25 protein-coding genes and 1 other annotated feature are annotated in these 25,249 nt (G+C 41.3%); all 25 genes read right to left on the bottom strand.

What is annotated here, in order from left to right:
* Position 1: 1 nt before the first annotated feature.
* Positions 2-880, bottom strand: coding sequence for an aspartate carbamoyltransferase catalytic subunit (locus tag CSV73_RS00450; protein ID WP_099626337.1), 879 nt, complete (start codon positions 878-880; stop codon positions 2-4).
* A 56-nt stretch (positions 881-936) separates the two neighbouring features.
* Positions 937-2,223: a uracil-xanthine permease family protein gene (locus CSV73_RS00445; RefSeq protein ID WP_085133182.1), complete on the bottom strand. Its 1,287-nt coding sequence runs from the start codon at positions 2,221-2,223 to the stop codon at positions 937-939.
* Between the two features lie 20 nt (positions 2,224-2,243).
* Positions 2,244-2,792 carry a bifunctional pyr operon transcriptional regulator/uracil phosphoribosyltransferase PyrR gene (gene pyrR / locus CSV73_RS00440; RefSeq protein ID WP_085133181.1) on the bottom strand — a complete coding sequence of 183 codons (549 nt, stop codon included), beginning with the start codon at positions 2,790-2,792 and terminating at the stop codon, positions 2,244-2,246.
* A gap of 227 nt (positions 2,793-3,019) precedes the next feature.
* Entirely contained in the window at positions 3,020-3,925 is a 906-nt protein-coding gene (locus tag CSV73_RS00435) for an RluA family pseudouridine synthase (protein ID WP_085133180.1), read from the bottom strand.
* Positions 3,925-4,401 (bottom strand): signal peptidase II, encoded by a 477-nt coding sequence (gene lspA / locus CSV73_RS00430; protein WP_085133179.1) that lies wholly within the window; start codon positions 4,399-4,401, stop codon positions 3,925-3,927. The genes CSV73_RS00435 and lspA overlap by 1 nt, the downstream gene beginning before the upstream one ends.
* 138 nt (positions 4,402-4,539) lie before the next feature.
* Complete coding sequence (gene ileS, locus CSV73_RS00425) at positions 4,540-7,299, bottom strand: isoleucine--tRNA ligase (protein WP_085133178.1); 2,760 nt, start codon at positions 7,297-7,299, stop codon at positions 4,540-4,542.
* 105 nt (positions 7,300-7,404) lie between these two features.
* Positions 7,405-7,625 (bottom strand) — a binding site (T-box leader).
* A gap of 42 nt (positions 7,626-7,667) precedes the next feature.
* Complete coding sequence (locus tag CSV73_RS00420; protein WP_099626336.1) at positions 7,668-8,234, bottom strand: DivIVA domain-containing protein; 567 nt, start codon at positions 8,232-8,234, stop codon at positions 7,668-7,670.
* A 99-nt stretch (positions 8,235-8,333) separates the two neighbouring features.
* Positions 8,334-9,110, bottom strand: coding sequence for a YlmH family RNA-binding protein (locus CSV73_RS00415; protein WP_099626335.1), 777 nt, complete (start codon positions 9,108-9,110; stop codon positions 8,334-8,336).
* 69 nt (positions 9,111-9,179) lie between these two features.
* Positions 9,180-9,470, bottom strand: coding sequence for a YggT family protein (locus CSV73_RS00410; protein WP_085133175.1), 291 nt, complete (start codon positions 9,468-9,470; stop codon positions 9,180-9,182).
* A gap of 65 nt (positions 9,471-9,535) precedes the next feature.
* On the bottom strand, positions 9,536-10,033 hold the full coding sequence (locus CSV73_RS00405) for a cell division protein SepF (protein WP_085133174.1): 498 nt from the start codon (positions 10,031-10,033) through the stop codon (positions 9,536-9,538).
* A complete protein-coding gene (locus CSV73_RS00400; protein ID WP_085133173.1) occupies positions 10,030-10,722 on the bottom strand; it encodes a YggS family pyridoxal phosphate-dependent enzyme in 693 nt (230 codons plus the stop codon). Before CSV73_RS00400 ends, CSV73_RS00405 begins: the two co-directional genes overlap by 4 nt.
* A 66-nt stretch (positions 10,723-10,788) precedes the next feature.
* Positions 10,789-11,034: a PRC-barrel domain-containing protein gene (locus CSV73_RS00395; protein ID WP_158232258.1), complete on the bottom strand. Its 246-nt coding sequence runs from the start codon at positions 11,032-11,034 to the stop codon at positions 10,789-10,791.
* 851 nt (positions 11,035-11,885) lie between these two features.
* Positions 11,886-12,671, bottom strand: coding sequence for an RNA polymerase sporulation sigma factor SigG (gene sigG / locus CSV73_RS00390; RefSeq protein WP_085133171.1), 786 nt, complete (start codon positions 12,669-12,671; stop codon positions 11,886-11,888).
* A gap of 104 nt (positions 12,672-12,775) precedes the next feature.
* On the bottom strand, positions 12,776-13,486 hold the full coding sequence (gene sigE / locus CSV73_RS00385) for an RNA polymerase sporulation sigma factor SigE (protein WP_085133170.1): 711 nt from the start codon (positions 13,484-13,486) through the stop codon (positions 12,776-12,778).
* Positions 13,480-14,328, bottom strand: coding sequence for a sigma-E processing peptidase SpoIIGA (locus tag CSV73_RS00380; protein ID WP_099626333.1), 849 nt, complete (start codon positions 14,326-14,328; stop codon positions 13,480-13,482). Before CSV73_RS00380 ends, sigE begins: the two co-directional genes overlap by 7 nt.
* Positions 14,329-14,507: 179 nt before the next feature.
* Positions 14,508-15,683: a cell division protein FtsZ gene (ftsZ, locus tag CSV73_RS00375; protein ID WP_099626332.1), complete on the bottom strand. Its 1,176-nt coding sequence runs from the start codon at positions 15,681-15,683 to the stop codon at positions 14,508-14,510.
* Between the two features lie 49 nt (positions 15,684-15,732).
* Positions 15,733-17,019: a cell division protein FtsA gene (ftsA, locus tag CSV73_RS00370; protein WP_085133167.1), complete on the bottom strand. Its 1,287-nt coding sequence runs from the start codon at positions 17,017-17,019 to the stop codon at positions 15,733-15,735.
* A 100-nt stretch (positions 17,020-17,119) separates the two neighbouring features.
* Positions 17,120-17,485 carry a small basic family protein gene (locus CSV73_RS00365; RefSeq protein WP_085133166.1) on the bottom strand — a complete coding sequence of 122 codons (366 nt, stop codon included), beginning with the start codon at positions 17,483-17,485 and terminating at the stop codon, positions 17,120-17,122.
* 4 nt (positions 17,486-17,489) lie between these two features.
* The gene (locus tag CSV73_RS00360) at positions 17,490-18,209 is read right to left on the bottom strand and encodes a DUF881 domain-containing protein (protein WP_085133165.1); all 720 of its coding nucleotides are present in this window, start codon (positions 18,207-18,209) and stop codon (positions 17,490-17,492) included.
* A 19-nt stretch (positions 18,210-18,228) separates the two neighbouring features.
* Positions 18,229-18,954, bottom strand: coding sequence for a DUF881 domain-containing protein (locus CSV73_RS00355; RefSeq protein WP_232319166.1), 726 nt, complete (start codon positions 18,952-18,954; stop codon positions 18,229-18,231).
* Entirely contained in the window at positions 18,929-19,789 is an 861-nt protein-coding gene (locus tag CSV73_RS00350) for a cell division protein FtsQ/DivIB (RefSeq protein ID WP_158232257.1), read from the bottom strand. Before CSV73_RS00350 ends, CSV73_RS00355 begins: the two co-directional genes overlap by 26 nt.
* A gap of 14 nt (positions 19,790-19,803) precedes the next feature.
* The gene (gene ftsW / locus CSV73_RS00345; RefSeq protein WP_085133163.1) at positions 19,804-20,892 is read right to left on the bottom strand and encodes a putative lipid II flippase FtsW; all 1,089 of its coding nucleotides are present in this window, start codon (positions 20,890-20,892) and stop codon (positions 19,804-19,806) included.
* A 57-nt stretch (positions 20,893-20,949) separates the two neighbouring features.
* Positions 20,950-22,299: a UDP-N-acetylmuramoyl-L-alanine--D-glutamate ligase gene (gene murD / locus CSV73_RS00340; protein ID WP_099626330.1), complete on the bottom strand. Its 1,350-nt coding sequence runs from the start codon at positions 22,297-22,299 to the stop codon at positions 20,950-20,952.
* Positions 22,300-23,271 carry a phospho-N-acetylmuramoyl-pentapeptide-transferase gene (mraY, locus tag CSV73_RS00335; protein ID WP_085133161.1) on the bottom strand — a complete coding sequence of 324 codons (972 nt, stop codon included), beginning with the start codon at positions 23,269-23,271 and terminating at the stop codon, positions 22,300-22,302.
* Between the two features lie 46 nt (positions 23,272-23,317).
* Positions 23,318-25,213 (bottom strand): penicillin-binding transpeptidase domain-containing protein, encoded by a 1,896-nt coding sequence (locus CSV73_RS00330; RefSeq protein WP_099626570.1) that lies wholly within the window; start codon positions 25,211-25,213, stop codon positions 23,318-23,320.
* Between the last annotated feature and the right edge of the window lie 36 nt (positions 25,214-25,249).

The following is a 25,249-nucleotide window of genomic DNA, read 5'->3' as shown; positions in this document are numbered from 1 at the left end:
ATTACTTCCGCCCCTTCAATATAAGTTCTAGAACGGCTGCCCGAATATAGACGCCGTTTTCTACCTGTTTAAAAATTCGTGATTGCGGACTTTCTATTAAACTATCTGCTATTTCTACATCACGATTCACTGGAGCTGGATGCATGATGATCGCATTTTTTTTCATTCTAGCTGCCCGTTCTACAGTGAGACCATATTGCTCGTGATAAGCAGCTTTCGTATACGCCATTTCTGTATTGTGACGCTCGTGTTGTACTCGGAGGAGCATGACGACATCACTCGTTTCAATAACTTCATCCCAGTTGTCGACACTGTCGAATTCTCCCGCCCATTCCGGTGGACAAAGGAACGTGACTTCAGCTCCGAGCTTCCGCAAAGCTTCTGCATTTGAACGTGCCACCCGACTATGTCCAATATCTCCCGCAATCAATACTTTCAGACCTACAAAATGACCGAACTCCTCTTGAATCGTGAAGATATCGAGCAGGGATTGTGTCGGATGCTGACCTGATCCATCTCCTGCATTAATGATTGCAACATTCGTTCGTTGTAGTAACTCTTCATAGAAACCGTCGGCTGGATGACGAATGACTAAGGCATCCAACCCTATTGCTTCCAACGTCCTAATCGTATCATACAAAGATTCTCCTTTTAAGGTACTCGAGAAACTTGTCTCAAAGGGGATGATTTGCGCGCCTACTTTACGCTCTGCCATTTCAAAACTTGTTTTCGTTCTCGTACTAGGTTCAAAAAACAAGTTGCAGACGGTATAAGTTCCAGGCAATTCCCTGAAGCCTAGCCGTTTAAAAATCGCTGCCCTATCTAGTATGAGCATGATTTCTTCCACTGTCAGGTCTTTCATTGAAACTAAATGTTCCATCAGATGTTCCTCCTTTACGAAATGCAAGTATTTCATGCACGAATTGCTTTTTGTTTCTATTCTTCCTTATCCATCAAAGTATCATCTGTTTTACCCGGCAATACTAGGTTCAACAGAACCCCGACAATTGCTGCTAATGCCATACCGCCGATTTGGAATGTTTCACTTATATTGATAGTCGCTCCACCGATTCCGATTACTAGGATGATCGATGCGATGACTAGATTTCGTTGATTATCAAAGTCAATCTTGTGGTCGATGAGCATCCGTATTCCTGATGAAGCGATGATACCAAACAACAGAATGGATATTCCGCCAAGTACTGCTGTAGGAATCGTAGCGATCAACGCCATAATTTTACCGATAAATGAGAAGATTATCGCAAATACCGCAGCTCCCAAGATCACATACACACTATAAACTCGTGTGATAGCGAGTACACCGATATTTTCTCCATATGTAGTTTTAGGTGGTCCTCCGACTAGTCCACTCATAAGTGTGCCCAGCCCATCACCAAGCAATGATCTGTGTAACCCAGGACTTTCAATATAATTCCGGTTTACGACTTTACCTAGTACCAACTGGTGTCCTATATGCTCAGAGATCGTGACAATCGCGATTGGCACCATAATGATCAGAAGTGTCGGTGTTACGACAAATTCATAATCCACACCCGGGATCAGCATATCTGGTACCGCAAACCATTTGGCTTCTACTACTTTACTGAAATCTAGAATGCCGATGAATGCAGAGTAGATGTACCCAACTACGATTCCAATAAGAACTGGCATTAAGCTAATAATTCCTTTAAAGAACATTAAGCAAAATACTGCAGAAGCAAGTGTTACTAGAGCCGCGGAAAAGTGTAAGCCGCTATAAACATCCGCTCCGTCAACATTGATTGTGCTCGCCATATTTATGGCTGTCGGTGCGAGCGCCAATCCAATTACCATAATGACCGGTCCCACTACGATGGGTGGTAGTAACTTCATAATCCAGTGATAACCGGTTTTATAAATCAGTAACGATATGATGGCATAGACCAATGCTACGAACATACTACCTATCATCGCACTGCCGATCCCACCAGATTGTGTCGCCATCTGAATTGGTACAATAAAAGCGAATGAAGAGCCTAGATAGGCAGGGACTTGAAACTTCGTCACGATAATAAATACGATGGTGGCGATCCCACTCGTTAATAACGCGATAGCAGGACTTAAGCCTACAAGTTGTGGTACCAAAATTGTGGCGCCGAACATGGCAAACATATGCTGCAAACTTAGTGCCAGCCAGCGAATAGGCTGCGGTTTTTCATGTACATCTAATACTTTTACATTCATCTATCATTTCCCCCAGCTACTTATAATGTACGTGTGTGAATCTTGACTCCATCCGTTCCGTCTTTTTCTATCATACTGACTACTACCCGCTCTTCATTTGAAGTCGGGATATTTTTACCAACAAAGTCGGGACGAATCGGTAGTTCTCGATGACCTCGATCTACTAATACAGCCAGCTGTATGGAAGAAGGTCTTCCTAAGTCCATAATGGCATCTAATGCAGCTCGTACTGTTCTGCCTGTATACAGAACATCGTCAACCAAGATGACTTTTTGGTCGGCTACATCATGTTCGATGTCGACCTGTTGTACGAAGGCTTCCCCTTGCTGATTCTTTAATTGAAGGTCATCTCGGTACAATGTGATATCCAATTCACCGGTTTTGATAGGTTTACCTTCAATTAGTTCAATCTTATCTGCTAAGCGTTTTGCCAAGATTGCCCCTCTTGTTTTAATGCCAACGAGGATGCAGTGATCAATACCCCGATTTTTTTCAATAATTTCATGGGCAATTCGTGTGACCGCCCGTGTGATTGCTTGTTCGTCTAGTATTTCTGCTTTTTCCGTCATATCAATAAGTCCCCTTTCTTTTTTACCTTTTTTCTATAAAAAAACCCTCCAGTCAGAGTAGACTGGAGGGCGGACGTGCAGAAAAAAGCATACATCGATACTTACCGCAGTAAGCAATCATGTAATTCCGTGCAACCTTCCCAGCCTCACAGGACTGACGTTAAAGGTATCGCTATTCAATTTCTTACTAGAGTATACATCTCTTAATAAGCGTTTGTCAACGCCTATTAAGCACGCAACTCATTTAGCAACTGTTGGTAATTTTCAGGCAACTGGGCAGTAAACTCCATATATTCATCCGTTGTAGGGTGATCAAAACCAACAGTTCCCGCATGCAGTACTTGACCGCCAAAATCGATTGTTTTTCTCTGACCGTATTTTGGGTCACCTACAAGAGGGAAACCAATATATTTCATATGCACACGAATCTGATGAGTTCTCCCTGTTTCTAAGCGGCATTCAACCAATGTATAGGCGCCAAAACGTTCAAGGACCTTAAAGTGTGTAACAGCATTTTTCCCATCATCCACGACCGCCATTCGTTGACGATCACGCTTATCACGCCCGATCGGTGCATCTATTGTGCCGTTATCATGCGGAATATGTCCGTGAACTAATGCAGTATATACACGATTCACTGATTTAGCAACGAGCTGATTAACTAATGAGACATGCGCTTTATCATTTTTCGCCACCATCAATAATCCGGAAGTATCTTTATCGATACGGTGCACGATACCAGGTCGCATAATACCATTGATACCTGATAAATCTTTCACTTGGTACATCAATCCATTGACTAACGTTCCACTTACATGACCGGCTGATGGGTGAACCACCATTCCGACAGGTTTGTTAACAACCAATACATCTTGATCTTCATAAACGATTTCAAGATGTAAGTTTTCAGCTTTGACATCATACTCTTCGATTTCTGGCTGCTCAACAGTGACCTTATCGCCTGACTTGACTTTATAGTTCGGTTTTATTGCAATGTCATTCACCTTAACATGTTCTTCTTTCACCCATTGCTGGATTTGTGTACGTGACCAATCCGGTTGAAGAGTAGCCAATGCTTTGTCTATTCGATTGCCTGTAAGTTCTTCAGTTATTTCATATTCAATTCTTTCCATTACGACACCTTTTTCTTTTTCTTTTTTTCATCAAGCACTACGTGTAACAAAATAAGTATGACAGCGATTGTCAGTGCGGCATCCGCCACATTAAATATCGGAAAATCATAATTTATAACAGGAATCAAGACGCTGATGAAATCCACTACTTCTCCCCTGACTAGTCGATCGATAAAGTTTCCAATCGCACCGCCCAGCAATAGCATTAAACTCATACCTAGTAATCGGTCCTTTTTACCTTCTGTATGGAAAAAGTAAATGATAGCTACTACTACTACAATGGTCACTATAAAAAAGAGCCACATCTTCCCTTCAAGCATACCCCATGCAGCACCACGGTTACGGTGAGATAGCAATGCAATATAGGGATCGAGAACAGAAATATGTTCTCCTAACTCCATATTTTTTACGACTAGCCATTTCGTCAACTGATCCAAGCCGATGACCAGTGCTGCGATTGCATAATAAACGATCACTTCATTACCCTCCATCCAGCTAATTTCTTCTTTAGTTTACCACAAAAACACGTCTTCCATTGTGTTTGTTAGTTCCACTATGCAAAAAAACCATCATCATCCACGAGTGAATGATGATGGCTACGACATCAAAATTGCTTACGCATAGTTTTCTTTCACAACAGTCGCGCATCGTGTACATAGTGTTGAATGTTCTGCATCTTCTCCAACTGTTTTAGAGATTGTCCAGCAACGCTCACATTTCTCACCTTCAGCAGGTTCAACCAAGACCGTTGCATGATCCAGTTTCAATGCATTTGGTAACTCTGCATCTGTACTCTCTTCAAAGTCCGAGACGATGAAGAATTGTGCAAAATCGATATCTTCTGCTTGCAATATGCCACGTTGAACTTCAGGCAACACAACAGTCACTTTTGCCTCCAATGATTTCCCAATTACTTTCGCGTTTCGTGCTTCTTCGAGAGCTTTCAAGACATCATCACGAATCTCCATCAAATTATCAAAGCGCTCACGAAGCTTGTCCGCAAGTTCACCTTTATGATCAGCTTCAGGCATATCCGTCAATTGGACACTATCTTCTTCAACGTACTGAATATTTTTCCACATTTCATCTGCTGTGTGTGGCAAGATTGGTGTGATGAGCTTGACTAGTGTAATCAATGTATCATACATCACCGACTGCATTGCACGACGATCTGGGTGATTCGCAGCTTCGATATAGACTACATCTTTCGCAATATCCAAGTACAGTGAGCTTAGTACGCCTGTACAGAAATTATTGATTGCGTGGTAGACCGTAGGGAACGCATACTGCTCGTAAGCTGTAAGAACTTCCTCAATCAAATCCTGCAACTTCACATAGACGTACTGATCAATTGCACGCATATCATCAAATGCTACACGATTTGTAGTTGGATTAAAGTCGGCTACGTTCCCATGCAAGAAACGAATCGTATTACGGATCTTCCGGTAGACTTCTGATACTTGCTTAAAGTTCGAATCAGATACACGAACATCTGCTGTATAATCTACAGACGATACCCATAGACGGACGATGTCTGCACCAAGTTGATTGATGACTTTCGAAGGAACGATGACATTCCCTAAAGACTTACTCATCTTACGGCCATTTTTGTCCAATGTGAAACCATGGCTCAAGATGCCTTTATACGGTGCAATACCGTTGATGGCTACGCTCGTTGTCAATGAAGAGTTGAACCAACCGCGATATTGATCGGAACCTTCAAGATATAAATCTGCTGGGTAACGAAGATCATCACGTTCATCTAGTACTCCTTGATGAGTAGTACCCGAGTCGAACCAAACATCCATAATGTCCGTTTCTTTCGTGAATTCGCCATTCGGGCTCCCTTCATGTGTATAGCCTTCTGGCAATAGTTCTTTTGCAGAACGTTCGAACCAGACATTTGATCCATTCTCACGGAATAAATCTGCTACATGACTGACTGTTTCATCTGTAAGAATCGCCTCTCCATTTTCCGCATAGAATACCGGAATGGGAACACCCCATACGCGCTGACGGGAAATACACCAGTCACCACGGTCACGCACCATATTAAATAAACGTGTTTCACCCCAAGCTGGTGTGAATGTAGTAGTTCGGATTGCTTCGAGTAAATCATTTCTGAAAGATTCAATAGAAGCGAACCATTGTGCAGTCGCACGGTAGATGACTGGCTTCTTCGTACGCCAATCATGCGGGTACGAGTGAGTGAAGAATGACAACTTTTGAAGTGCCCCGACTTCTTTCAGCTTTTCAGTTACCGCTTTATTCGCATCCTCATAGAACATACCTGCGAAAAATGGTGCTTCCTCCGTCATGACACCTCGATCATCAATTGGAGATAATGCATCGATTCCATATTGCTTACTTACGTAGAAGTCATCTTCACCATGGCCTGGTGCTGTATGGACACAACCTGTACCCGCATCTGCCGTAACATGCTCACCTAACATAACTAATGAATCACGGTCATAAAATGGATGTCTCGCAACGATTCGGTCAAGATCTACACCTTGAATTTCTTTTTCGATTGAGTACTCTTCCCATTCCAATTCTTTTGCCAAATACTCGATTAAGTCTTTTGCTACTACAAATTTCTCATTCTGAACCTTTACTACTGCATACGTAAATTTAGGATGAACGGAAATTCCTAAGTTTGCTGGAATTGTCCAAGGTGTTGTTGTCCAGATCAGGAACTTCTCATCATGCTCCAGTACACCTTTCCCATCCGAGATTGAGAAGCTGACGTATATGGAGGGAGATTTCTTATCCTGATATTCAATTTCCGCTTCTGCCAAGGCAGTTTCACTTGAAGGAGACCAGTAGACAGGTTTTAGTCCTTTATAGATATAGCCTTTTTTAGCCATTTCACCAAATACTTGTATTTGACGTGATTCAAATTCAGGCTTCAGCGTGATGTATGGATTATCCCAATCTCCACGAACACCTAAACGCTTGAACTGCGTACGCTGATTGTCAATTTGTTGAAGGGCATACTCTTCACACATTTTACGGAATTCAGCGGTACTCATTTTTTTGCGATCAACCTTTTTATTTACAAGTGCTTGCTCTATTGGTAAACCGTGTGTGTCCCAACCCGGTACATAGGGTGCGTGGAACCCAGACATTGATTTATAACGAATGATAAAGTCCTTTAGTACTTTGTTAAGTGCGTGACCCATGTGTAAGTCACCGTTTGCATAAGGCGGTCCATCATGCAAAATGAAGAACGGACGGTCCGCAGTACGTTCTTGAACTTGCTGATAGATATTCTTCTCATTCCACTCTTCCTGCATTTTCGGCTCATTATTTGGCAAATTTCCACGCATAGGGAAATCAGTTTTCGGCATAAGTAATGTATCTTTATATTCCATTATAATTCCTCCTTAAAATATGTGTGATTCAATTTATTGTTTAAGAAATGAAATCAGCTAGATCAAGCGCTCTCTTTCTTGAGAAATCAGAAAAACCCCATCCCAAAAAGGGACGAGGTTCATTCTCGCGGTACCACCCTACTTGCAATTGCATAACGCAATTGCCGCTTAGACACTAGTAACGACAGTGTGAGGCCGAGAACCAAGATCTACATAAAGGTTCTAGCTCAGGAGTGATTTTCGTTTCTGATTTACCACCGGGCTTACACCATCCCCGGCTCGCTATGGGCAAAATCAGAAAGTACTTTTTCCGTCAACGCTTCTTCGTTTCAATTTACTTTTCATTATAAAAATGTGTTCGGAAGTTGTCAAGCTTCTTTCGTCTTCGTAACTAGTTCTTCATCCAGACTGTCTACATTCGGAATATCCAACTCTTGCTCAGCTGCACTTTCAACGCTGGATGTATCCAACTCATACTTCAACAAGTCGTTCCAGTCTTCAGTGTTGATCATATCAAGCTGCGCTTCTACCATCATCTTGAAACGGCTTTTGAATACTTTTGACTGCTTCTTCAACACTTCGACTTCTAGTGCAATCTTTCTTGCCTGTGCGAGTGCGTCGTTAACAAGGCGGTCTGCATTCTTTTCTGCTTCAGAAATGATTAACTTTGATTCTTGAATAGCATTTTTGCGAACATCTTCTGCAGCTTCTTGTGCAATCAGAATAGATTTCTGCATCGTTTCTTCTATTAAATTAAAGTGAGTAATCTTAACTTCATTATCAGAAACTGTTTTTTCAAGTTCTTCATTTTTCTTCAGAACGTTTTCGTAGTCTTTCATCAATTGTTCTAAAAATCCATTCACTTCATCTTCGTCATAGCCACGAAATTTCGTGTTGAATGTTTTGTTATGTATATCCGTAGGGGTTAAAGCCATAATACGCTTTCTCCTTTCAGTATGCTTACATAGTTTACAGTGTGATTGTGTTTACTACTTGATTAAACACTACTTTTCTTAATTTATCAAGGATTCTATTCAGACTAGCGCACCGATCATCACGCGAATTTTATCTTTCTTTGTACGCCCTTCGATACTCATAATTCTAAAGCGGCCAAATCCTCTAATTGAGAGTACATCATATTCTTCCACTTCAAATGCTTGTTGATCAATCATAGCCCAATTCACTTTTACTTTTTCCGCCTTAATAAGTGAAGAAGCTTTAGCTCTTGAACTGTTTGTTAATGCTGCTACAACTACGTCCAAACGCAATGAACTAACGATATGCAGTTCTTCCGTCCACTCTTCTTTTACATTAATAAAGTCTTCCGTGGTCAAAACTGGCTCTACTGAAACTTTCACTTTACCGACTTGCGTGAAATGGACATGGATGTATTCAGATACTTCCTCAGCAACCGCAAATTGCACCGCTTCTTCAGTTATTTGTATATCACCAAACCGTGAACGTTCAATTCCAACAGACAGTAAAGATCCAAGGAGTTGGGAATGTTTCATCGTAACGAATTTTTGCGGATAATTCACTTTATATATACTGATTTGAAAATCCTCTTTAATCGGGGTGTAATAATCAGGGTAGATGAGTACACGCTGTCGTTCTGCATCATTAAAGCCACCTTCAGCTGTCAATGTGAGATCTGAATTTCTCACGATTGATTCTGTTATGAACCGCTGACGTGGATCCATAAACTCTGTTAGCTTGGGCGCATATGTATCTTCTACTTCTTTCACCCAACTATTCACTTTTTCAATAAACGGTTGTTCTTCTTTACGAAAATGTTGAAATATTGAATCCATTCTATTTCTTCTCCTTATATAAAAAAATCCCCACCTTGTGAGGATTTCCAAATTCAGTTAAGGTTATACTTAATTTACTAATGCTTGGAAGATCATCAAATAAATCTGTCCAATCCCTCTGCTGATTAATTGTAAGGACAGCAATGCGACGATCGGTGAAAAATCAATCATGCCGAATGGAGGTATGAACTTACGGAAAAAGCCTAAATAGGGCTCTGCTATCTTTGCTATCAGCTGCCCAAATTTTGTTTCTCTAGTAGATGGAACCCATGACATTAAAATATAAATGACCAATAGGATTGAATAGATTTGTAACGCTCCGGATATTAATAAATAAGAATTGTTTAATAATGCGATCATAATAACATGTACACCTCATTCAAATTGTTCAACTTTCAACTATTGAAAGTTCTAAGTTGTGTAGCCTATCGTTCTTGTTGTTCAGATAGAAACTCCGTTATTTTACCGGCTACTTCTACGTTGTCAGGTGCACATAGAAATATATCTGCGCCAATTCGTTGAATGTCGCCACCGAGGGCATAAACTGTCCCACTTAAGAAATCAATGATACGAAATCCTTGATCTCGCTCTATCTGCTGTAAGTTCACAACGACAGAACGGCGATTCTTCAAATGTTCTGCAATATCCTCTACTTCAGCATAAGAACGCGGCTCGAGTAGAATGACTTTTGATGATTTTTGAAGACTTTGTAGGCTAATCACTGGGGCTTGTGTAGATGAAGGTTTTTGCGGTGAGGCTTGAAGTCGACTATTGACAGCCCGTTTCTTCCCTGCTAGCTTCTTCATCTCTTTGCGAGCCATTGCTTGTTCACCTTTTGTTGGTTTGCTTTGGGGTTTCGGTTGTTGAACTAAATCTTCTTCCTGTACCCAAAACATTTTTTCCAATCGTTTTTTGAGGCTCATTCAGTTTCCTCGCTTTCTGATCCGGCCAATGCAGTGCCGATGCGTATATGAGTTGCACCTTCTTCTATTGCAATTGTAAAATCATTGGACATACCCATGGACAGTTTAGTACACGGTGCGTAGGATAATCCTTTTGTTGCGATTCTGTCTCGTAGTTCACGTAAAGAACGGAATGTGTTGCGAACTACAGATTCATCATCCGTGTTTGGTGCCATCGTCATCAGTCCAATTACATGAATGTTTTCGTAAGCCGCTAATTGTTCAAAGAATACATCTGCTTCATCGGGAGTAATACCCGATTTAGATTTTTCACCTGAAACATTGACTTGTACAAAACAATCTAGCGGCTTACTTGCCCGCTTGTTCACTTCATTCGCAAGGCTCATACGGTCAAGCGAATGAAGGCAGTCAATCGTGTCGACTAATTCTTTTACTTTGCGTGTTTGTAAGTTACCAATAAAGTGCCAATTGACTGGACCTACAATCGTTTCTTGCTTATCAAGCAATCCTTCGAGACGATTTTCCCCTAAGTTCCTAATCCCAATATCTAGTAGGGATTGGGCTCTAGCGGAAGATACTTGCTTCGTGACAGCTATTAACGTGATATCATCCGAGCTGCGATTTGACGTTTCACATGCTTCGTTTATTTGATTTTGTATAGTGGCTAGTCGTTGTTCTACTTGTTCCATATTATCACTACTTTTCATTAGCTTTATTTCATTGTATCAATTTGGGCACTATATATCAACGATAAGTCATTTATTGAGCCGTTTATTCTCAATCAAGATAATATCTTTTCCAATCGTCATGACGTCTTTGTAATTGATTTTTTGGACACCTTTTGACTTGCTGTCTGAGAAGAATGAGCGTTCAAGTTCGCCTATATGAAGTTGAGCAATTTCTCCTTTTTCGATGTCGATTGTGGCGTCTTGAACAAAACCGAGGAAAGACCCTTTTTTCAGTTCAATGACTTCTTTTTTCTGTAAGCTGGAAAAACGCATAGTTTCCCCTCCTTCTTTCATACTATGCATAGTGAGTTTTAATGAGAACGTGGAAAAATGCTCGACGAATTAGAAAGTGCCTAGAGAGGGAGACATTGGATAGTGGTTTGGGATTTCCGTTGCAGAAGTGGATGCTTTCCGGGGGTAAAATCTTGAGCCGCTTCCATCGCTACGTGCAAAGATGTGCTCCTAACGCTTCGCTTTTACTCGCAAAAGCCGTACTTCGCAACGGCTCTCGCTCAGTCTAGGATCTCAAGATCGTGCTGATCACCAGGTGTCGCCACCTTTTCCACTACAATCCTACCGTGAGATTGCGATTAGTTTTAAACGTCATTGTTATTGGCAAGTGACTTAGTGGCGCTTTATTACTTATTTAAATTCAAAATCTGTAAAGTCTTGAAGCTCAATGAGCGCTTACAAAGCAAGTATGATCACTTAATTGCTTCTAAGAGCGTTTACCCAATGAATATGATCGCTTGTTGAGATCATTGAGCGGTCGTGAAGTTGCTATGATCACTTAGACGAATCTATGAGCGCTTGCGTATTGGGTTTGGGTTTGGGTTTGGGTTTGGGTTTGGGTTTGGGTTTGACTATATCTCCTCCCATCTATATCCAGAAAAACAAAAGTGAATCGTAGTGGAAGGCGACTCGGGGAGGTTCAGCCCGACAGGTGAGACAACCAAAGGGAGCTACGCGACCTGGTTGGCTCACCGCGGGCCCGCCCGAACGCGTCCGCCTGGAACGCAAAGTAACGTTGCCTTCCCCTCACCCACTCACTTCGCCAACAAAAACAAAAACTGTCCCCCCACGTTTATGTGGAAAGGACAGTCTTTGTATATCAATCGCTATCATTATTTCTTCTGCTCAATTCCAAGCCGAATCTGCTCCATCGCATGCTTTTCAATTCTTGAGATTTGAGCCTGTGAGATTCCGAGCTCCTTAGCAATTTCGGTTTGCGTCTGACCGAGGTAAAATCGTTTGGAAACGATAAGTTGTTGACGTTCGTCCAGCTCGCTCATTTTATCTTTAATGGACACATAGTTCATCCAACGATCCTCTGATACTCTCTGGTCATGTAGCTGATCCATCATATAAATCGGATCGCCGCCATCGCTGTTCATTGGCTCATGCAACGACATAGGGTCCTGTATGGCATCTAAGGCGAAGAGTATATCTTCTTCCGGTATGCCGGTAATCTTCTCGAGATCTGAAATTCTTGGTTCGTGTTGATGTTCGTTGACATATTGTTCTTTTGCCCTGATGGCTTTATAAGCGATATCACGTAACGATCTGGATACACGAACAGCATGATGATCACGAAGATGTCGTTTGATTTCTCCAATAATCATCGGCACAGCGTAGGTGGAAAACCGGACATTATGTTTTAAGTCAAAATTGTCTATGGCTTTCAACAACCCAATACAACCAACCTGGAATAAATCATCAGCCTGCTCTCCACGATAGTTAAAGCGTTGAACAAGGCTAAGTACGAGACGTAAATTCGCAAATACCAATTCATCTCTAGCAAATTCGTCACCGCTTTGCAAACGGATGAATGTCTCTTTCATCACATCGGCAGTTAATAAAGGCAGCTCGGACGTATTGATCCCACAAATTTCTACTCTTGTACGTACCATTGGCTCTTCCTCCGCATTCTATAGGTGAGTGTACAGAGTAGTGTGTCCTCAACTCTTTAGAATATGCGAATTCACGAATCGCCAATTTCTGCCGATAAGCCCAGTTATGAAATTGGTTGATTTAGTCGATCTCGGAGCTCAGAAATTATTTTCTTTTCCAATCTAGATATATACGATTGTGAAATACCGAGAAGATCCGCTACTTCTTTTTGTGTCATTTCATTCGTGCCCATTAGTCCGAATCGTTGTTCCATAATATAACGTTCTCTTTCATCTAAAACTGAAATGGCATCGATCATATATTGACGCTCTAGCTTTTTCTCGACATCGTCTATAATAATGTCTTCATCTGTCCCTAGGATATCCGATAGAAGTAACTCATTACCATCGGCATCCGAATTTAACGGTTCATCAAATGAGATCTCCGAACGAATTCGATTCGTTTTACGCAAATGCATTAAAATTTCATTTTCAATACAACGAGAAGCATATGTCGCCAGCTTAATATTTTTATCTGCTTTAAAAGTTTCTATTGCTTTGATCAAGCCGATAGTTCCTATACTAATGAGATCTTCAATATTCGTGTTCGTATTATCGAAGCGCCTTGCGATATAGACAACGAGACGTAAATTTTTTTCAATTAATGTATCACGCGCAGCAGCATCGCCATTCATTAATGCCGCAATCATTTTTGCTTCCTGCTCCTTATCGAGTGGCTTAGGAAGAGACTCATGTCCACCAATATAAAATATGCCGCTTTTTTGTCTAAAGAATCCCACAATATAAGAAACCCATTTTTTTACTTCTATCAACATATAGCCGTTCTCCCTTCTTCTTTTAGTACATCCATCGCACTCATTTGCAAAATAGCCGCTGCACCTTGAGGGTATTGATGCTGTTCTTTCGTCAAGACGATGTATCCTACAGGCAATAACTCTCCTTCGAGCAACCAGCTATCATACTTGATTCCAACAGCCCACGAAGCACCTTGAACAGTCTGCAATCGTATTAAACGAAGATTCTTTTGATAAGTAGCAGGGAAACTCGCCAAGTCTGGAGATTTTTCAGGATTCCAGGACACTAGTGCTGAAGCGAAGTCGTCTGGCAGCTGATCTTTGATTGCCTGATAGCCAATAAAATGCACAGGATCTCCTGATAATGGTTCTACGCAATGATTACCCGTATCGATGAATACCTTAAGTGGAATGGAATGTCCCCATAAATTCAATTCTGAGTCCAGCGTGAAACTCATTAACTTATTCATCATGCGTGTGTCAATCCATTTATGCTTCACGATGTATAACGACAGATAGGTTAGACCAATCGCTACGAATAAAAAGCGTTGATTTACGCTGATACTAATCTGTGCATAGATCAAGGTCAACATTCCACCTGCGAAGAAAGCCGCAATCAGTACAGCGAGAATCGAACTTTTCCAACTCCTAAACGTTTGTCCAAATGCGATATACGTCATTCCTAAAAAAGTGAAGATCATCGCTGGCAAAGAATACGGGAACAACGTAATAAAGAAGGCACCGAGAAATGCTGCGCTCCATAACCTCCTTTTGCTCGTTTGATGATTTCCAACTTTATTAGTGAATGATAGGATGGCGTAGTTAAAGAGCATGTTGATCCCTATCATCAGTTCTCCATACATATGCCGGCCTCCTTACAAACAGATTATCATGGCTTTAATGAAAAACCTGTCGGGCTTTGGATGGTTTCCTATAAAAACTTCGACATATTTTTAAGTGCGTATAGTCATCGCGCTATGACGAAATCAAAAAAGCTTCCCGCATGAGAATTTCATCTCTTGCGGGAAGCTAGTTCTATTTATTATTTACGACGCGTACGATTACGTAAGAACGTTGGGATATCCAATTGTTCTTCGTGCTGATGCTGCTGATTAACCTGTGGCTGTCTCGGCTCAGCTTGTTGTTCGTAACGTGGTTGCTCTTCATATCTGCTCTGTTGTGCTGGCGGTTGCTGTTGTACAGCTCTTTGTGGGCGAACGCCACCCGTTACCCCAGCACCACGTTGTCTTGATGGAGCTAATTGTTCTTCGTTAAATCCTGTCGCGATGACTGTGACGATGATTTCATCTTTCAAGTCGTCGTTGATAACAGAACCGAAGATCATGTTAACGTTTTCGTCTGAAGCAGTGGCAACAATATCAGCTGCTTCCTGCACTTCAAACAAGCTCAAGTTCGAACCACCTGTAATATTCATTAAGACACCTTTGGCTCCATCGATTGATGTTTCAAGCAACGGACTAGAAATAGCTTTTTTCGCGGCTTCCGCTGCACGATTTTCACCAGTAGACATACCGATCCCCATCAATGCAGATCCTTTGTTGTACATGATCGTTTTCACGTCAGCAAAGTCGAGATTGATCAATCCAGGTACTGCGATCAAATCCGAGATACCTTGAACACCTTGACGCAATACATTGTCAGCTTCTCTGAACGCTTCAAGCATTGGAGTGTTTTTATCCACAATCTCCAGCAACTTGTCATTTGGAATAACAATTAGCGTATCGATTGCTTCTTTCATGCTTGCGATACCGCCAGCTGCTGAAGTAGATCTCTTTCTTCCTTCAAAAGTGAACGGACGTGTAACCACACCTACTGTCAATGCACCAATATCTTTAGCGATTTGAGCGATAACTGGTGCTGCACCCGTACCAGTTCCGCCTCCCATACCAGCTGTAACGAAGACCATGTCTGCTCCACGTAGAGCTTCTTCGATCTGCTCTTTACTTTCTTCAGCAGCTTTTTTACCTACCTCAGGGTTAGCGCCTGCGCCAAGTCCTCTAGTAAGCTTCTCACCGATTTGTAGTTTGATTTCAGCCGATGATAATTTCAATGCTTGAGCATCCGTATTTACCGCGATAAATTCTACACCTTGCACTCCATGTTCAATCATACGGTTGACCGCATTGTTTCCGCCGCCGCCCACTCCAATAACTTTAATTACCGCTAATGCATCTATATTCGTCTCAAATTCAAGCATTGATTTTCCTCCTCTAAATTATCTGTAATTCCCTGTTCAACACAATGGTTTACTCAAAGAAATTGTCGAATACTTTTTTAGCGCGTTTCATGAATCCTTGACCTTTTTCTTTTTTCGGCTTAACTGGTCTAGCTACAGGTTCCGCAACTTCATAAATGGAGTCTGATGATTGAGGTGAACCAACCGGCTCTTCTTCATAACCAAAGAACACATCTTCCATATATGCATAGCGAATCAAGCCAACCGCAGTAGAATACATTGGCTCACGGACACCAATATATTCTGGTGTGTATAATCTAGCTCTTGTTTTAAAGACATCACGAGCCAACTGTAAAATCCCGTCCAATTTAGCTGTACCGCCTGTGATGACGATACCGCCAGGCAAGTCACGGATACCTGTTGCATATAAGTCTTCGAGAATCAATTCGAACAATTCTTCAAGACGTGAACCGATAACATCAGAGATATAACGCTGGCTATATTGATCTTTTGCATCTGACCCTACTACCGGTACTTCAAATAATTCTTCATCTGAAGCATCATCATAATAGGCGTGTCCATACTGATGCTTAATCATTCTTGCTTGTTCTGTAGGTGTTTTTAAGACGATTGATAAGTCTTTTGTAATATGATCTCCGCCAACAGGTAATACAGACGTACTAATCAAACGATTTTCAGCGAACACCGAAACCGTAGTTGATCCTCCACCAATATCGATAAAGGCAGTTCCATGATACATTTCATCTTCAGATAATGCGAATGTACCTGCCGCCAATGGCTGCAAATAAATTTCGCGTATTTGTAAACCAGCTTTTTCTACACAGCGTAAAATGTTATGTAGTTGAGTTTTGGACGTCGTAATTAACGTCGCGTCCATTTCCAATCTTACTCCCATCATACCACGGGGGTCTGTGATTTCATCATAATCATCGACAATAAATTGCTTTGGCACTAAATTGACGAATTCTCTTTCCGGTGGAACATTCATTACTTGTGATGATTTCATAACTCTTTCTAGGTCATCATCTGTGATTTCACGATTTTCAGAGTTCACAGCCACAACACCTTTGACGTTTTGGAACTGAACGCCATTTGCAGGTATGCCAAGAACTACTTCTTCAATTTTCAAGCCTGTCATTCTTTCAGCCTGTTCAATCGCTTTACGGATTGACTGGACAGTGGCATCAATATCAATAATTGTTCCTTTGCGAATTCCAGCAGATTGTACATTTCCTACACCGATTACATGCAGGGCATTTTGATCCATCTCCCCAATTAAGACTTTAATTGTGGATGATCCTATATCAAGTGATACGTAATGATTTGATTTACTCAATTATTGACACCTCCTTAATGTAACTAGTAACTTCCATTCTATTGTATTATGACTGCTTTGTCTAAATATTTTCAACACCCTCTTCTAAAAACATGTAATATTACGCATTTGTGTCGGAATTTTTGTTTCTACCCGTCCATTTTGCGAGCAAGATTCTTCTGATGACCGCGATGTTTTGGAATAATCGTACACCAAAAGCGAAAACTGCTGCCAAGTATAAATCTACACCTAAGTGTACACCGATAAAAGCAAGTGCTGCTGCTAATAGTATATTGAAGAAAAATCCGCTGACGAATATTCGGTCGTCATACACTTGCTGAAGATAGGCTCTGATTCCACCAAATAGTGTATCAAATGCAGCGAGAATCGCAATAGTTAAATAGTTATTATATACTTGCGGGATCTGTATATCCGAGAGCAAACCTAGTGAAACGCCAAGGAGGAGCCCAAGTAAGGGTAGCCACATATTGTCATTCCTCCTTTGTTTGTTCTTTTAAAAACCGATTTTCAAAACCGCCCGTCCAGCCTTGTAACGTAATGTCATCCGTTGGTTCACTAATTGTCAGTATTAAGTCGTCCAAATAAAACTCATCTTGTATGGTAGTTGTCAATAATTGATTATACAACTTTTCACTTTCTTCCTTCGTAGGAGAAACGACTTTAATATTGAACGGTGGTGTGGAAACCACTTCCCCATTGACGGTCAGATTACCATTGATATCCCGGATCCAACTCAATGTAGTAAAACGCTTGCCATCAATCTCCAACTCATTACCTTGTTGTTGATTCACCACATTAATAAACCAAGCCAGCAGTTCAGACGATACTGGCTCTATTTCATAACCGAACGCAATACTTTCAGGGGATGGCGCGACTTCTATTACAAATCCTGGACCAGTGGTCGGCATGAATCCCGCTTGTTTATACAGTTTATCCAACGTGTCTTGCAACACACTTGCTGCATTGGCTTCGGGTGATGCATTATAAGCAACAAGCGTCTGGTCAATTCCCCTGATTTCTTCTAAAAGTTCAGAGTGGATTTTTCTTTCACTCGATAATTCTTTACGAATAGCCCATAAATCTCGAGTGTCTCGTGGAGATGTAGTATTCATTGTGTTGTATTGTAAAGCCAATACAAATCCCACTATACCGAGAATCAACGTGAACTTCCAGTGTATTTTTTGCTTCACTCTACCCCCCCACAATCCCTCATACTTCGTCACGAATCGCAGGTAGTTGAACTTCCTTCATTTCTTCCAATGTGACGACGATATTATCTCGCAACAAACCATCTATAACACTGCCTTTTAAATGTAGCGCTGGAGTTAGCACTTTCGGATCTCCTACTGCTTCTATAATAAAAGGTGCTGGAAACGTTCTGCCATCAACCATAATAACAGGGCCTGTACATTTTATGTACGAATTCGAATTAATCCGTTGCCCATTGATTGTCATTCCTTGCGCACCTGCGATTTTCAATTCATTAATTACACGTAAAACGTGACTTTCATGGACGATATAATCATTCGGATTTTGTATTGAAGGATCATAAGCTGCATCTTCCAGTGTTACTTTTACTCCTGCACCTTTTGACGGAATATCGCCAAGCAATAATCTTAAATCTCGAGCTTTTTCCACAAGAACCGCATGATTTTTTTCTTTATCGGAGAACTCCTGCTCAAACGAATGCACTTTTTTCTGTTTCTCCAATAATTCATTTGTCAATTCCTTATTTCTCTCTTGCTGATCGATTAAATCGGCCCGATACTGTTCTTCTTGCTGAAATAAATTGGTTTGCTGTGAATCCAACACTTGTTGCTTACTGCCAATTGTACGGTAGGAAAATGCAAGCATGAAGCCCAAGACTAGAAATACGATGGATAGCACCAATTGCTTGCCGCGTTTTTCTCTAGTTTTCTTCAGTGTTTTGCTCACTTTTTTCCTCCTTATTCATTTCTACTTCGACCGGCTTGCCCTTTGTTGTGGCTGACTCTTCAGTGGGCTGTGGAATTTCCACATCTATCGGTACTGGTTCTTTGTAGAAATCTGTATATGTTTTAAAATACACGCCAATTTCAATATCTAGCACGCCTTTTTCTTCTTTTGGCAATTGAGCGATGATATCCGGATAGTAGGACATTTTATCAGCGAAACCTAAAATCACTGCATGTACCTCATATCCATCACTCATAAATACGTCAATTTTTTCTTCTCCTTGATAACGAAGCTCTGACAGGAGTTCAAAAACTGTACTATCCATCATTTGTAGTTCACCGATCATTCGTTCCGTAACTTCAGGATCGGTAAAACCAGATAGGATAGGCGCATGAGAAAGGATATCAGGATCGGTAGTTTCTAGGCGATCACCATTTTCCAACAATAAATTATATTGTCCTTGATTCTCTATAAAGGCAACCGGTTCCCACTCTGTAACATGAATGGAAACATCATTATAAAAATCACGACTCACCGTGGCATCTTTCACGCCGGGAATTTTCTTGATATTTTTTTCTATATCTTTAGCACGGAAACCCCATAGTGATTGCCCCTTATACAATCCACTCTGATCTTTATACTCCTCACTTTTGTGTAAAACAGTCTCATTAATGGATATATTCGATACATCGCTTAATGAAGATTGGAAATACAATAAGGCAAGAAGAACAAGGACGAATATCACGACGAGTAGAAGAAAGCTCATATTGGCCTTTCTTCTGCGTTTTTTACGCATAGATGGAATCCGATCTTCAATATCTATTATTTTTTCCACATCCTGTTCTCCCTTCATCCTGCCCTTTTATTCGCAGAGTAGTGTAAAATTGTTCCAACAGCAAGCCAAGTGGTCAACAGCGAGGATCCTCCATAACTTATGAAAGGCAACGTCACCCCTGTCACAGGCAGCAAACCTGATACGACTCCCATATTTAAAAACGTTTGGAAAGTGATCATGGACACCATACCGGTGACAATTAAAAACGAATTCCAGTTGTTCAGCCGAATCGCTATGCCGAATGCAGAAGCGAATAACAAGATAAACAGCAATACGATAGACGCTGCACCGATAAAGCCTATTTCTTCTGCTATAATCGAAAAGATAAAGTCATTTTGAGGTTCAGGCAAGTACAAAAACTTTTGACGACTATTCCCAAAGCCATGACCGAATAATCCACCAGGGGCAATTGCGAATAAGGATTGAATACTTTGGAACCCCGTACCGAGAGGATCGTTCCACGGATCAATATAGGATTTAATTCGATCCAAACGGTACGGTGCAGCTAGAATGAGTGCGATAAAAGCACCGAGTCCTGAGACGAAAAGAAAGATAAAGAATGACAATGGATAGCCTGCCAAGAAAAGAATGACAAAAGCAGATACTATCATGATGACGGCAGAGCCGAGGTCAGGTTGCAACATGATCAAAGTTGCGGGTAATAAAATCCATGCAAAGTGTTGCCACTGCCAGGACTTTTCTTTATGTTTCTTCATACCGCTTGCTAATTTTCCAAGCAAAGCCACCTTAACGAATTCCGCCGGTTGCAAACTAATGGGGCCAAACGCGATCCAGCTTTGAGAACCATTTCGCACCGCTCCAATACCCGGTATCAATACTGCTACCAACATTAAAATTGAAGCGATATAACAATAGGTCCAAAATTTAGGATGGGATGTTAACGGACTTTTGACCAGCACATAAGCGACAGCCAAGGAAATCATCATATAGATGCCTTGCTTGACGATAAATGGAGAAGAATCTTGATAATGTACTTCTCCCCAATAAGATCCTGCCGATTGCACAAATACTAATCCAATCAGCGACAATAATAGGGCGGTTGTCAAAAAGATTATTCGGTAGGTTCTTTCCAGCGTTCGCATCCTTCCTCAAATTAATCGATCATTCCCTCACTTTACTCTCTAACTATTACAACGAATTTACAACTTCATGACTGCATCAATAAATTGATCTCCACGAATTTCAAAGCTCTCGTATTGATCCCAACTTGCACAGCTCGGTGACAATAAAATCACATCGTCTTCACAGCTACACGCATATGCCTTCTGGACGGCTTCCTGCATAGTCGATGCTTGGATTGTCTCTGTTACACCACAAGACTTCGCAAACTCTGCAAAACGCTCTGCTGTCTCCCCTATCGTCACGACAGCACGGACATTTTTCATATAAGGGCGTAATTCTTCAAATGAATGGCCTCTGTCAAGTCCACCTGCAATCAAAATAATTGGCATCTTAAATGAGGAAAGTGCACTTTTTGTCGCTAATGTATTTGTCGCTTTTGAATCATTGTATATGGTACGACTTTTTACTTCGCGAACAAATTGCATTCGGTGACGAACACCAGTGAAAGAACTTAAGACATTTTCTATCGCTGTTTTTTCACACCCTGACAATATGGCTGCTGCTGTCGCTGATAAGATATTCTCTAAATTATGGCGACCCGGTAATTTTATATGCTTAATTTCTATGAAAGGTTCGCCTAACCAATAAATCCATTCCTCATCTGCTGAGATACCCTCATCGGCTTTTCCTAGTGCTGTGAAAGGAACTTTTTGAGATTTAAATGATTCTACTGCCTCATTAATTAACTTTTGATCAGCATTAAAAATCAAGTATTCTTCTGAAGTTTGATTGCGTGCCACTTGCAACTTTGCATCCAGATACTCTTGCATCGATCCATGATAGTCCAAATGCGCTTCGTATAAATTCGTAAAAATTGCAATTCGCGGGACAAAACTTTCTGTTCCAGCCAATTGGAATGAAGAAGCCTCAAGCACAATCACTTCATTCGCATGAGCTTTTTCCGCCACTGTACAAGAAACCGTTCCAATATTGCCGGCAATCAACGGTTTTTTATTGGCCATATTGAGCATGTGATAAAGCAATGTTGTGGTTGTTGTTTTACCGTTTGAACCTGTAATGGCAATAATCGGTGCTTCACTGAGAATACCTGCTAATTCCACTTCGGTCCAAATTGGGATATTTTGCTCAACAGCACTAGCTATCAATGAATTGCTATAAGGAATCCCCGGATTTTTCACGATGAAGTCGAAATTTTGATCCAGCAAATCATTTGGGTGTCCCCCACCAATGACTTCGATTCCTTGTGTTTGAAGTTCCACTGCCTCTTCATTGCCTTCTAGCGGTTTGGAATCATTGACTACAACTTCAGCGCCCAGACGCTGAAGCAAACCTGCTGCTGCCACTCCACTCTTCGCAAGACCGACTACGAGTATTTTTTTACCTATGAATTGTTCAGTATTCTTCATCTACATGACCTCCAAGAAGACCGGTACGAGGGCGGCAAGCAATGCCACACCCCAGAACACAATCACTACTTTCCATTCAGACCAGCCCGATAATTCAAAGTGATGATGAATAGGGCTCATTTTGAAGACACGTTTTCCAGTCATTTTAAAACTGATGACTTGAATGATGACAGAAAGGGTTTCTACTACAAATACAATTCCGATGATCAATAACAATAATTCCTGCTTGATCAATACTGAAATCATAGCTAGCGCGCCACCTAATGCCAATGAACCTGTGTCTCCCATAAATACTTTTGCTGGTTTGATATTGAATAGTAAAAAACCAAGCATTGCACCTGCTACTACAAATGCGAATAACGCGATATCGTTTTGCTCATATGCTAAAGCAAATACACCAAATGCCGAGAATGCGATAGTTGATGTACCGCCAACTAGTCCGTCCAATCCATCCGTTAAGTTGACTGCGTTTGAAAAGCCAACGAGCCAAAAGACTAAAAATGCCACATAAAATACACCTAGATCTATTCCCATTTCTGTGAAAGGAATCATTACGGTCGTTTCGAATGGTCCGAGTTTCAGTAAGAAAAAGGCAACAATTGCAATAATGATCTGCCCGATTAATTTCTGAAGTGATGTCAACCCTAAGTTGCGCTTCGCTACGATGATAATAAAGTCATCTAGGAAGCCGATGATTCCGAAACCAACCAGCACGATTAATAGCACAATCGTATGAGTAGTTAATGTGTCGTTTATGTAAGATAAAGTGAGTGTTGAAATTAATATGGAAAGAAGGAAGATGAGCCCGCCCATCGTAGGCGTTCCCGCTTTCTTCAAATGCGCTTGCGGGCCCTCTTCCCGTATGCTTTGACCAAATTTCAACCTTCTAAGTAATGGGATGATGATCACCCCGATAATCGCTGATACGAAAAATGCGACAGCGATTATCGTGACTGTGGTGCCGAGTGTCATGGTAAGTTCTCCTTCTACTATCAATTGCGTGTCAGTGAAGCACTGCTTATTCTGTGTACAAATGAATCGTGTCTTCCACGGTCATCAAAGTATGGGGAGCAGGCAACTGTCGAATGACTTTCTTGCCTTTTCCATGCCACTTAACTTTGAACGTGTAATTTTGTGACAGTAATTCTTTTTCATTCATTCCAAGTAAATCGGGTGAACGGAATGTGATCGCGTCTCCCCATCGGTATTCTTTTTCCAACTGTTCTTTTCTTCTTTCAATGTTAGCAATCGGGGCAATTTCTTCAATAATCCGTCCGACAATTGGTGCAGCGATGACTCCTCCGAATTGAATGGAGTTCTTCGGACTATCGATAGCTAGATATACGAGTAGTTCTGGATCATCTGCAGGCGCGAAGCCGATGAAGGAGACGATATAATCACCATCTTTATAGCGACCATTCTCCACTTTCTGTGCCGTCCCTGTTTTACCACCGATACGAAGTCCATCTGCAAATGCATTACGCCCCGATCCATTTGCCACCACAGATTCAAGCGCGTGCCGTACTTCGGCTGATGTTTCTTCGCTGATTACTTGTCTTTTCAATTCAGGTTCGAATTCTTTTAACGTCTTACCTTCAGAGTCCTTTATCGATTTGACGATATAAGGCTTATAAAGTTTACCGCCATTAATAGCTGCGGCAACTGCTTGCACTTGTTGGATTGGTGTAACAGAGATTCCTTGCCCGAACGAAGTGGTTGCCTGTTCTACTGGTCCAAATGCTTCTTCAGAAAACAAAATACCTTTTGATTCTCCAGCAATGCCTGATTCTGTCGAGCTACCAAAGCCGAATTCACGAATATAGCGATCTAATTTTTCGCTACCGAGTCGCTGACCCATCGTAATGAAACCAGGGTTACATGAGTTTTCTACAACTTCCAAAAATGTTTGATCTTTATGCCCTTCCCGTTTCCAACACCGTAATCTGGCGTTTGCAACGACTTTATAACCAGGGTCATAAAAATTTTCATTCTCCAAATCGATGACGTCTTCTTCCAAACTTGCCGCCAATGTAAGAATCTTGAATGTGGAACCAGGCTCGTATGTCATCCATACAGGCAAATTCCGGTTATAGATAGTGGAATCCGCTGATTGGTATTCCCGTGGATCAAAACCAGGTACGGATGCCAGTGACAATAATTCTCCTGTTTTCGGATTCATTATGATTGCCAGTGCCTGTGTTGCATCATACTTCTCCATTGCTTGGATCAGTTCGCGTTCCACAATTTGGTGCATCTTCAAATCGATAGTCAGTTCCAACGTCGAACCGTCTTTTCCATGTTCGAAACTATCCTCTACATGGGGCAATGCAATTCCTTTGGCATCCGTGAACAGTCGTACTTTGTCCCCTGTTCCATTCAGAATTTCATCATACGCATACTCAATACCCGCCAAGCCGTTGCCATCATAGCCAGTAAAACCGATCAAACGTGCTAATAGATCATCATATGGATAATGGCGAACGAAATCTACACCTACATACAAACCCGCTACTTGTAGTTTAGTAATTTCATCGCCCTGCTCTTTCGTGATGTTTTTTCCTTCCGGAGCTAATTTCACCATATATGTTTTTTTCTTCAGTTTTTCTTCCAACGCTTCTGGCGGCATGTTAAGGATTTTTGCAATTGCTGGTATATCGCTGGAAATGTCAGGATTTTGAGCTGGCATGAAATACAACGTGGGTGCTAGTTTATTACCAACAATTAACTTACCACTTCGGTCGGTAATATTTCCACGCATGGCACCAAAAGGAATTTCAATATCCCAATTTTCTTCTGCTTTTTCTTTAAGCCATTCATGCTTGACGATTTGGACATGAAATAGTTTACCTATAACAAGTAGTAGGCAAATAAGAAAGCATAAGAAAGCTGCACGTAAACGTTTTTTGGACTGCATATCAATAAATGAACGCAATGACTCACTACCTTTTTT

It is taken from the genome of Sporosarcina sp. P1, from assembly GCF_002743155.1.
Classification (GTDB): Bacteria; Bacillota; Bacilli; order Bacillales_A; family Planococcaceae; genus Sporosarcina; species Sporosarcina ureae_B.
Note: the sequence above shows the minus strand (reverse complement) of the source record. Positions and strands in the feature narration are given on the sequence as shown.